Source organism: Oribacterium sp. (genome assembly GCF_057249185.1).
Genome location: NZ_DBHIGR010000068.1, coordinates 1 through 10364, shown reverse-complemented (window position 1 = coordinate 10364; position 10364 = coordinate 1). Strand labels below are relative to the sequence as shown.

Genomic DNA, 10364 nt, shown 5'->3' with positions numbered 1-10364 from the left:
CGTATTTTATTCTAAAAATCTTAATCTTATGCTTGACTATTAATAGTTAGTCTTTATCTATTTCCCTCTTCTCCCCCTTGCCCTGCTCTTCCAATTCCAAAAGATAAGCCTTCGCATCCTTTAAAAAGCTTAGACTGATCAGTAAAATCACCAGTCCGATGGGAAATGCCGCAATGATGGAGACAGACTGCAAGTTTACCATAGAACTTTCGGAAAAGACTAGTGCCAAAGGCAGTAAAATCAATAAAATCGCCCAGAATCCCTGTACCTTTCGTGAAGGCTCCTGTCCCTCCGGAAGGCTCTTATAGCTATACTGCGCCGCCACCAATGCGATGGAGTCAAAGGATGTGGCGTAAAAGGCAATCATGGTCAGAAGAAGCAGGATGAATACCAGTCCCGGAAGAGGCAGAGTTTCCAACATTTTCACCACCGTAAGGTAGAGGGAACCGTTCTCCTGATAGAGCTGTAGCACCGGTAATTTATGGAAAACCTCCAGGGACAGGGTGAAATTCCCTAAAACAATGAAGCTTACATAGGTACTGCCGATACCGAAAATGTATCCTCCCATAATGGTTTGTCGTATGGTTCTTCCCCGGCTGATGCTTCCGATAAAGAAGGGGGCAGCCACGCACCACACCATCCAATAGGCCCAGTAGAAAATCGTCCAGTTTTCCGGAAAATGATTTTCCCCTAAAGGATCCGTATAGGTAGCCATGGAGAAAAAGTGCTCTACCATCTTTCCCAGAGCATTCATTCCATTTTTTACAATAAAGGAGCCTACACCGCTTCCGAAGAAAATGTATAAAAGCAGGGCATAAAACAGCCAGGTACAAAGCTTTGCCAAAAAGGAAACGCCGTCCATCCCCTTCAATACCGCAAAGGTATAAACCACACAGGTGGCAATCAATATGATTAAGGTAAGCTCTCTGGTGGACAGCCCGTTGGGGAGGAGCTTTTTAATGATTTCCGACATCAGGGGAGTAGCTACCGAAAAGGTGGTGGCTGTTCCTGCAAGGAGAGCAAAAACCGCCAGTAAATCAATCCCTCTTCCCGCCAGACCGTCGGTGTGCTTTCCTAAAATGGCTCTGCAGGCTTCCGAATATTTTTGCCTGCTTCTTTTCCGTACATGAAGCATAAATCCGAAGGCAGCAGCCAGCACCAGATAAAATCCCCAGGGTATGGGTCCCCAATGGAAAAGGGTGTAAATACTGCTCCAATCCGATAGCTTTCCCAGGGATTGGACATAGGGATCATTGGCATAAAGAATCCATTCTCCGAAGGAATAAAAGAGAATATCCGCTGCAAGTCCTGCGGTAAACATCATACTTCCCCAGGTAAAAAAGGAGTATTTCGGCTTTTCGTCGGGCTCTCCCAGAACAATATTGCCTAAGGGCGAAAAGGCGATATAAAAGGAGAGTAAGAAAATAAAAAGGCCGATTCCCAGATAGTAAACGGAAAACTCCCGCCCCAAAAAGCCTCGAATGGAGGATAATATCTGATTGGAATGTTCCGGAAACAGAAAAAATGCAAAGCACAGAAGAAGCAGAATACATAGGGGAATTCCGCTAATCCCGTAGTCTATAGAATTCTTCGTATTTTCTTTTCCGGGCTGCTCTCCCGAAGCCTCTTTACTGATTTTATTTTTGCTTTCTTCCCAGGTTTCTTTATCAGCTTCCTCTATAAATTCTTCCTTTGTACCTTTGTAGACTTCTTCCATGATTGCTTCCTCCTTGATTGCTTCTTCCATTTACTTCTTCTCCTTCTCCTCTAACAAGCGCTGGCTGTCTTCTCTTCGTACTTTTTGATAGGGCAAACGAATAATCTTTTTATTTTCTCCTTCGTCTTCCGGACCTTTTTTTCCGGTACCGAGGCGATAGGCCAGCTGAAACAAGGCCTTGGCCTGACCTTGTTCATCATTATACACCGTTCCCATCAAATTTCCCTTTTTTACCGCCTCTAATCCCACGACAGTGCCGTCTATTCCGTAAATAAAGGGTCTTTTATCCTTAGGCAAGCCGATTTTGTCATAGGCATCCAAAACTCCTAAGGCCATATCGTCATTGTTGGAAAGAATCAATTCAATCTGATCTTGAAACTCCGGATAAAATTGCATCATCTTACTCTGGGCTTCTGCTCGGCTCCAGTTGGCAATGGCGTAGGACAGCTTTTCCATGGGAATGCCCTGCTGCATCAAGGTATTGACAGAATACTCTGTCCGGACAATGGCATCCTGATGACCGGCTTCTCCCTCAAACATCAAATATTGAATCACCCCGTCACCGTTTTTATCCACTCGGGGAGACAGAATCAGCGCTTTCTTCTCCGTGCCTTCCTCTGTGCTTGTCTGCGTGCCTTCCTCTGTGCTTGTCTGCGTGTCTTCCGAAGAAGCCTCTCGTTCCAGGATATCCAAATCCTCCCGACTTTTTTGCAGAACAAAGTCTTGAATTTCCTCGGCATTTCCGGCCTTATCTTGGCTCTTTTCAGAAGACTCCTCCGAAACCGCTTCTTGTTTTTCTTCCGGTAGGGACTCTCTACTCTCCCCTAATACCGCTTCTCCGCTTTCCTCTGTTACAGGCTCTCTGCTTTCTCCCAGTACTGCGGCTCCGGTCATCTGCTTTCGGCTTGCCGCCATTCTTCTTTCCACTTCCTCCGCATCTTCCGGTGAGGCAAGAGGCACCTCCGGTGTGGGTTTTTCCGGTTCCTCGGAAAGAATATCCTCCGCCGCCATTTCTCCCTGCAAAATGCCGGATTGTTTGGCATCCGCCCCGATGTAATACAACTGATTCCATTGGGCCAAATCTTCATCCACCAATTCTCTATTGAAGAAAATGATGGGGACATTCTTCTTTTTCGCCATATCGATAATTTCCGAAGGAGCGGTTCTATCCACCAGATTCACACAGAGAACGTCACAGTCCTTCTCCAGCATTTCCTCCACCTGTTCGTTTTGCAGAGCCTGACTCCCTGCAGCATTGTAGCGAAACAGGCCTATTTCTACTCCTTCCGCCCTTTTTTTACTGATTTCCTTCTCAAAGGCCGTCATATATCCGGACAGAAAGGTATCGTAGTTGTCATAAATCGTAACGCCGATTTGAAGCTTTTTCTTTTCCTTTCTTGCTTCCTTCCTTTGACAGGCGGAAAGAAGGGGAAGCAAGCATAAAGACAGGGAAAGGCAGACCGCCATGCCTTTCCTTAAGCTGTTCCCTTGAAAGCTTCCCAAAATTGTCAACTGTTCTTTTTCTTTCCTGCTATAAGTCGCTTTGTCCGCCAATTTCATGCTTTTCTTCTACCCCTACAGAAAGTTTTCCTTCAGGGGCACTCCTTCTCCATTTTTATGCCTTGCCGCTTTAGCTATTTCTTCAAACATTTCTTCAGACATTTCTTCAGATATTTCCTTGGATATTTCTTTTAGTCCCCGGTGGGGAAGAGGATTCGTTCTATTTCCTCACTATACATATTTTCACCGGTAACCATATAAAAATTCACTATCCTATCCTCTGTTATATTTCGCTTTTTAGAAAGCTTATACCACAGATCCTCCATGGCATAATAGGCCATGGTGTATTGGTCAATGACCGCCAGACAACGGATGACCCCCGCGTCCAAGGCATAAACCACCTCCCGGGAATTTCCCACGCCGTAAAGCTCCACATATCGTCTGCCGGTTTCCTTTAAATAGCGGGATGCCATTTCCAGACTGTCATTTTCCAAAGCCACAATCAAATCCACACTTCTCTTATGATTGGCCTTTACCATATCCTCCTGGATTTTTCCCGTATCCGGAAGCACCCAGGCGATTTCCTGTCCCCCGGCCTCCAATACCGAGATGAGGCTCTTCAGTCTTCTTTGCATATTGCCCTTATTCTGGTTTCCCGCCAGAATACCGATGCGTTTTTTCTCCTTGTGCAGGGTGGAATGTAAAACCTGTTCCGCCAGAGCCTTCCCCAGTGCTTCCTCCTCCACATTGATAGAAGAAATGTTTAAGCCCGGTTCTGTCGTTTCCTTCTCGGAATCCACCAGCATAATCTCCGCATTTTTTCCCAATGCATTTAAAAGGCTTCCTGTTCCCTCCGTAGCTCTTAGCTCCGCGATAATGCCGTCCGCTCCGCTTTGAATCTCCCTTTGCATACTGATATTTTCCTGCTGAATGGAAACCAGGCGATCGGTGGAAACAAAGTTGTATTCCATGTTGTAGGCTCGTCCTGCGGCGGTGAGTCCCATTTTAAAGCCGGACCATACATCGGAATTGCTATGATCCACCACCACGGAAATCTTAAAACGCTCCGGATCATTATCTCCTAAGAGCCTTCCCATGGACAAAAACAGGAGAAGCAGGGCTACCACAAAAAGGCCGGTGGTAAATATGCTGTTTTCTTTCATGCCTTCTCCCCCTCTTGTGCGCCGCTATGAAAATGCTCCGTACTATGATGCATGTTTCCGTGCTCCAGACTCTTTTGGTTTTCTTCCGTGAAGGGAATAGCCGGTAAAAGCACCTGCACATCCGTTCCCTCATCCGGGGCACTAATCACTCTCAGACCATAAACAGATCCGAAACGAAGCTGGATGCGGCGATGTACATTAATCACGCCTACACCGGAGCCTCGTTTTTTCTGACTGGAGAAGCTGGAATAGTCGCTTTCCGTCTTTTCCAGCAGGGCTCTGGCCTTATCCTCCGTCATCCCGAAGCCGTTGTCCTTCACGGAAAGCAATACGGAACGTCTACCGTCCTCTTCTTCCAGAATTCTTCCGCTAACCAGGATTTCTCCGTCCTCATCCATCCCCTCCATGCCGTGGTAGATGGCATTTTCCAGAATAGGCTGTAAAATCAGTTTTACGGTAAGGCAGGACAGCACCTCTTCCTCCACATCAAAATCCACCGTAAACTTATTCTTAAAACGGATTTTTTGAATATTCATGTAGTTTTTCGCGTGCTGAATCTCCTGGGAGAGTGGGATAATGTTCTTTCCGGCGGAGAGGGAAATTCGGAAAAAGCTGGCCAGTTGAGTCACCATAAACACCGCATCTTCCCGTTTTCCGCTTTCAATCATCCACACCACGGATTCCAAGGTATTGTAGAGGAAATGGGGGTTGATCTGGGATTGCAAAGCATCCATCTCACTCTGTCTTTTTTCCTCCTGCTGCCGGATTCTCTCTTCCGTCAGTTCATCGATTCTTTGCAGGGATTGCAGGAGGCTTTCTCCCAGATGGACAATCTCCGTACTTCCATAGGAGGAAATTTCCTCCATGGTGGGGCGCTTCACTCCCATATTGCCTAAATCTTCATTTAACTTACGGATGGGGTAGGAAAGCCTCAGAGAAATAACTTGGTTCATGACAAGGGCAATCAGAAGGGTTACGGAAATGACAATGAAAACGTAATACAGCATTCCTCCGGTAGCAAAAACATTGCTTCCTTCTTCCAAAACGGAAACCAGCTTCCAACCGGTATAACCGATGGTGTCCACTACAATGGTTTTTTCCTTCCCGTCACTTTTCAGACGATGAATACCGTCCTCCTGAGCAACGGCCAACTCCGTATCCTCCTTGGCGTGGCCTCGGTAGATTTCTCGAATCTTGGGATGATAAATCAGTTTTCCCCTCTTATCGCAAAGATAAAAATACCGTTTTCCGTTCACCTGATTCAGCTTTTCCATCATTCGCTCAATCATGTTGTAATCCATGTCTACCAAAAGCACACCGCTGTCGCTTCTGCCGTCAAAGTTAAGTTCCACCACTCGACTCAAAGAAATGACCCAGCGGGTACGGTAGGAAGGGTCGTCAAAAAGATTCTGCACATGGGGCAGAGAAAAATGCAGATTTTCCACCTGCTGTACCGCTTCCCGATACCAATCCTGTTCCGTTACCTTTCGATTTTTCTTCTCTGCGGAAATGGGTACCGCCGCAATGTATTTTCCCTGGGCGGAAAAAAGGGCAACGGAAACCAGACTGTCCCTATGGGCTTCATACAGAAGATTCATTTCCTGATTCAGCTTGGTATAATCCACATCCGTGCCCTTAACCACATTGTAATAAAGGGCATCGGAAATTCTGCGCATGCTAAGAAGGTATTCCTCCAATTGAATACTTCCCTGCTTTAAAAGCTGCTCGGATTGATTCTCCTGATTAATACGGAAACGTATAGAAAACTGCGTATAAAGTACGATAGACAGAAAAAGAATCAGAAAGATGGAGAAAATCATAAAGCTCATTAAGAGCATATTATGAAAGGAACGAAGGGGTGAAGTAATAGAAAAGGGGACGGAGACTCCCTTTTGCAAAAAAACATCAGACAATAGATTTTTTTTGAGACGTTTTTTCTCCAAGGAAATCCACCTCCCCTATACTTAGAAGGATTCTACAGTCCTTCTTTCCCCTTACTGTTGGATTTATATTTTGACGGAGACATCCCGAACTTCTTCTTAAAGGCATAGCTGAAGTAATTCGGATCCGAGTACCCTACCGCCTCGGCAATAATATAGGTCTTCTCCTCCTCTTCCATCAAAAGGCGGAGAGCCTTTTCCATACGATAATCCGTAAGGTAGTTGATAAAGCTTTTTCCGGTTTCCCGTTTAAAGACTGTGGAAAAATAAGCTGCCGATACATGAAGCTCCTGAGAAAGAGCCTCCACCGTCAAGTCCTTATCCATATAATGGCTATGAACATGCTCCACAGCCTTCTTGACAAAGGACTTGGTCTTATCGCTTCGCATCTCCTGAATGATAATCTGCATTTTCTTGCAAATCTCCTTCATCCACTGAGAAAGCTCTGCCAGACTAAACTGTTGTACCTTCTGGTACACATCCTCTTCCTTCGGAAAAATCAATCCGGTATCCACCTGATTGGCCAAAAGGAACTTATGCATATTGGTCACCAAGTCCATTAAGAAGAAATGGTATTCCTGCAAGGAAGGCGAATCCAAACGACTGTTCTCGATATAGAGGTCAATGCATTTGTTCAGCTCTTCTTCGGAGGACATACGGATGCTTCGATAAATATCCAAAAGCCGTTCCTCATCAATAATTTCTTTATTGACCTTATGCTCTTCTTTTCCTTCTAAGCCGATTTCGCTGATGGCAATAGCCTTTCCTCTACCGTAAAGCACTCGGTATGCCACCGCATCTCTGGCGCCAAGATAGGAAAGAGGCAGATCCATCAAATTGTCTACGGGTTTTCCGATTCCGGCAGTCACTGTTGCTTTACAAATATGTCTGGCCATTCGGCAGAGGATTTCACAATCATCCGTAAGCTTTAAGCTATCCGATTCCTTATCCATCTGGGCAATGAAAAGCGTATTTCCCAAATAGGTAAAGAAGCAAGGACGCCAGTGCTTTTGCAGTCGTTCCTCCGCAAGCTTCCGAATGGACATGGTAATCAACAGAGGATTAATTCCCTCCGGAGACAGGCTTAGGCTGTTATGCAGGATAACCACCGCAAAATATTTTCCGGGAAGGGAAATCTGATAATCCAACAGTGTGCTTTCCAAATCCTGCTGGGGCAGGGTTCCCTCGATTAAAGAGGTATATAAGCTTTCCTGCAAAATCGGAAGGCTTTCCAAATAGTAATTTTTTAACCGATGAATGCTTTGCTTTTCATCAAATTCCTGATCCAAGGCATCATGCACCTTCTGGAATACTCTGGACAGTTCTCCCGCGTCCACCGGCTTTAACATATATTCCTCAGCCTCTAAACGGATGGCTTCCTTGGCATACTCGAACTCGTCAAAGCCGGAAAAAATGATAATCTTAATAGAGGGATACAACTCCTTCAGACGATGGGAAAGAGTTAATCCGTCCATATAGGGCATCTTGATATCGGTCAGTACCACATCGATTTGCTTTTCTTCCGCTATTTCCAGAGCTTCCAAACCGTTTTTGGCATAACCGGCCAGAGAATAGCCGAGGCGATCCCAGTCAATCTTTTGGACTATGGCCTCTACTACATCCTCTTCATCATCTACTAATAACACGGAATATTTTTTCATCAGTGTTTGTCTCCAATATATTTCTCTTCTAAGGTTCTAAATCGTACAGCCATCACCAGGGTGCCCAAAACAATCAGTCCGATACCTAAAAGAGGATGAACAATCATCAATATGGAAGACAACAGAGAAATACCTGCGAAAATCAAAATCAAAACTCCCGCCTCTTTACTATAGGCTTCCCGATCCCGTACGGGAGGACGTCCCTTGGGACGAATACTCTCCACATCTTTAAAAACCAACAGTTTAACGGCGTAATACAATAAAATCGCAGTAAATAAGAGGGGCAAGCCCATTTCCTGTCCTATTCTTTCCAACATTCCTGCTTTTCTTCTCCTTTAATTGCTATTTCTTATCCAACTCCGGCAGAAAAAAAGCGTAGAATTGGGCACTATATCTTCTTCTCTTATCCCCAATATAGCCTATCCTCCTGTTTTTCACCAGTGCGGAGGACGCATTGTAAGAAAATCTTTCGCGAGGCAAGCTTGGAAATATTAGAAATATTCTGTAAAAACTTAAAAAATAGTTTTTTATCAAAAGCATTAAATAATTAACTTATTTAACAAAGTTCTTTCTTATTTTACAAAATCTATGCTTGTATTGCAATACATTGCTCCGGAGACTTTTAATTTTCTTGAAATTTTTCGCTATTCATGCCATAATTTCCCCGGTTTTTATTAATGGAAAGGAGCTTTCATGAAAAATCAAAATTTTGTGCGAAACCTTGTTGGAACGGCTATTCTTGCCGCTTTGGTTTTGGCCCTACAGCTATTGCTGGGAAGTCTGAAACTGGGCCCCTTTAACATAACCTTAACTTTGGTTCCCATTATTTTGGGAGCTGTGCTTTACGGACCGCTAAGTGCCGCCTTTCTGGGGGGACTCTTCGGCTTTTTGGTTTGCATTTCCGTGATTTCCGGAAATGACGCGGGAGGCTTTATGCTCTTCTCCCAAAAGCCCGTTATCACCCTGGCTCTTTGTATGATTAAAAGTACCGCGGCCGGCTATCTGTCCGGAATGGTGGCCAGAAGCCTTGCCAAAAAGAATGCTACTCTGTCGCTATTTTTAGCCGCAGGAATCGCTCCTGTGGTGAATACCGGCATTTTCATCTTGGGACTTCTTCTCTTCTTCCAAGATACCCTGGTGCTTTGGGCCAATGGACAGGATAAAGTAGTAGACTTCCTTCTTTTCAGTATTCTGGGAATTAATTTCACCACGGAATTCTTGGTGAATCTAGTGCTGGTTCCCGTTTTAGCCCGTATTTTGCGAAACCTTCGTTTTGTAAAGCAAGAGCTTGCCGTATAAGGAGAGAAAATGATTTTAGCCATTGATTGCGGAAATACCCATACTGTTTTCGGAACAATTACGGAAGAGGGAGAAATTCAGAAAATTTTCCGTATGGAGAGTAGCCGTAGAAAAACCAGCTATGAATATGCCGCAGATATTGCCCAAATCTGTCAGCTTTTAGAGATTGATTTGCAGGGCTTGGAGGGCTCCATCCTTTCCTCCGTTGTACCGGAGCTGACCACCTCTTATCAGAAGGCTATGGAGCTTCTCTGCAAGGGAAAATGTGTGGTGGTCAACAGCAATAGTCCCATGAATATGAGCTTTGCCATGGCGGATCCCAGCGGTGTGGCTCCGGATTTGATTATCTCCGCCGTGGGGGCTAAAAACAACTATCCTCTCCCCGCCATTATTATTGATATGGGCACCGCCACCACTATTACGGTAGTGAATAAAGAGGGTGTCTTTATGGGAGGCGTAATTCTTCCCGGAGTGGGCATCTCCATGAATGCCCTGGCCAAGGAAACCTCTTTGCTCCCCAGTATTGACGTGGCACCTGCCAAGACCTTGATTTCCACTGACACGGTGGATGCTATGCGTGCAGGTATCATTTACGGCACCGCCGGCTCCTTAGACGGTATCGTGGAGCATTTTCAGGAAGAATTGCAGGAAGAGGGTAGTGTGATTGCCACAGGAGGCCTAGCCCACCTGATTTGCCCTTATTGTAAGCATAAGATGATTGTAGATGATAACCTGCTGCTGAAGGGGCTGTGGAAGATTTGGCAGCTGGAGCAGGGGAAATAGGGCTGAAACGGGATAGGGCTGAATCGGAATTGGGGTTTACGCCTGAAGCAGGATAGGGCTGAATCGGATTTGAGGGTATACGCCTGAAGAAGGATAGGTCTGAAGCGGGGCACGCTCTCGCTAGCTTAATCCTGTGTATTGAAGGACTATTTTATTATAAAGATGCGCTCTAATGCAGTATGGGTCTATAATTGGGGCACGCTCCCGCTAACTTCGCCTTCGTAACAGTACTAACTTCAAGCTTCGCTTGCTCGCTTTCAGTAAGTACTGACGGGCTCAGATTGCCCCTATTATAGACCCA

At 45.3% G+C, this 10364-nt stretch carries 8 protein-coding genes; 2 read left to right on the top strand and 6 right to left on the bottom strand.

All coding sequences use genetic code 11. From position 1 onward, the window contains the following. Positions 1–46: 46 nt before the first annotated feature. From ACO4PX_RS05405 to ACO4PX_RS05380, 6 genes are all read right to left on the bottom strand, one after another. On the bottom strand, positions 47–1747 hold the full coding sequence (locus ACO4PX_RS05405) for a BCCT family transporter (protein ID WP_485571864.1): 1701 nt from the start codon (positions 1745–1747) through the stop codon (positions 47–49). Then, complete coding sequence (locus ACO4PX_RS05400) at positions 1748–3277, bottom strand: galactose ABC transporter substrate-binding protein (RefSeq protein WP_455023400.1); 1530 nt, start codon at positions 3275–3277, stop codon at positions 1748–1750. It abuts the gene before it with no gap. A gap of 131 nt (positions 3278–3408) precedes the next feature. Further along, on the bottom strand, positions 3409–4380 hold the full coding sequence (locus ACO4PX_RS05395; protein ID WP_304069447.1) for a substrate-binding domain-containing protein: 972 nt from the start codon (positions 4378–4380) through the stop codon (positions 3409–3411). Next, positions 4377–6323: a histidine kinase gene (locus ACO4PX_RS05390; RefSeq protein ID WP_304069449.1), complete on the bottom strand. Its 1947-nt coding sequence runs from the start codon at positions 6321–6323 to the stop codon at positions 4377–4379. Before ACO4PX_RS05390 ends, ACO4PX_RS05395 begins: the two co-directional genes overlap by 4 nt. Before the next feature lie 32 nt (positions 6324–6355). Then, entirely contained in the window at positions 6356–7981 is a 1626-nt protein-coding gene (locus ACO4PX_RS05385; RefSeq protein ID WP_304069451.1) for a response regulator, read from the bottom strand. Continuing rightward, positions 7981–8298, bottom strand: coding sequence for a hypothetical protein (locus ACO4PX_RS05380; protein ID WP_304069453.1), 318 nt, complete (start codon positions 8296–8298; stop codon positions 7981–7983). The genes ACO4PX_RS05385 and ACO4PX_RS05380 overlap by 1 nt, the downstream gene beginning before the upstream one ends. Before the next feature lie 376 nt (positions 8299–8674). Here ACO4PX_RS05380 and ACO4PX_RS05375 point away from each other — a divergent pair, with 376 nt between their 5' ends. Together ACO4PX_RS05375 and ACO4PX_RS05370 are read left to right on the top strand one after the other, a co-directional pair. Beyond that, positions 8675–9280: an ECF transporter S component gene (locus ACO4PX_RS05375; RefSeq protein ID WP_485571862.1), complete on the top strand. Its 606-nt coding sequence runs from the start codon at positions 8675–8677 to the stop codon at positions 9278–9280. A gap of 9 nt (positions 9281–9289) precedes the next feature. Beyond that, positions 9290–10063 carry a type III pantothenate kinase gene (locus ACO4PX_RS05370; protein WP_314329613.1) on the top strand — a complete coding sequence of 258 codons (774 nt, stop codon included), beginning with the start codon at positions 9290–9292 and terminating at the stop codon, positions 10061–10063. Positions 10064–10364 lie beyond the last annotated feature (301 nt).

Bases quoted from the DNA above. Each gene is read 5' to 3' on its own strand.
- ACO4PX_RS05405 (WP_485571864.1), bottom strand. From the start codon at position 1,747: ATGGAAGAAGCAATCAAGGAGGAAGCAATCATGGAAGAAGTCTACAAA.
- ACO4PX_RS05400 (WP_455023400.1), bottom strand. From the start codon at position 3,277: ATGAAATTGGCGGACAAAGCGACTTATAGCAGGAAAGAAAAAGAACAG.
- ACO4PX_RS05395 (WP_304069447.1), bottom strand. From the start codon at position 4,380: ATGAAAGAAAACAGCATATTTACCACCGGCCTTTTTGTGGTAGCCCTG.
- ACO4PX_RS05385 (WP_304069451.1), bottom strand. From the start codon at position 7,981: ATGAAAAAATATTCCGTGTTATTAGTAGATGATGAAGAGGATGTAGTA.
- ACO4PX_RS05380 (WP_304069453.1), bottom strand. From the start codon at position 8,298: ATGTTGGAAAGAATAGGACAGGAAATGGGCTTGCCCCTCTTATTTACT.
- ACO4PX_RS05375 (WP_485571862.1), top strand. From the start codon at position 8,675: ATGAAAAATCAAAATTTTGTGCGAAACCTTGTTGGAACGGCTATTCTT.
- ACO4PX_RS05370 (WP_314329613.1), top strand. From the start codon at position 9,290: ATGATTTTAGCCATTGATTGCGGAAATACCCATACTGTTTTCGGAACA.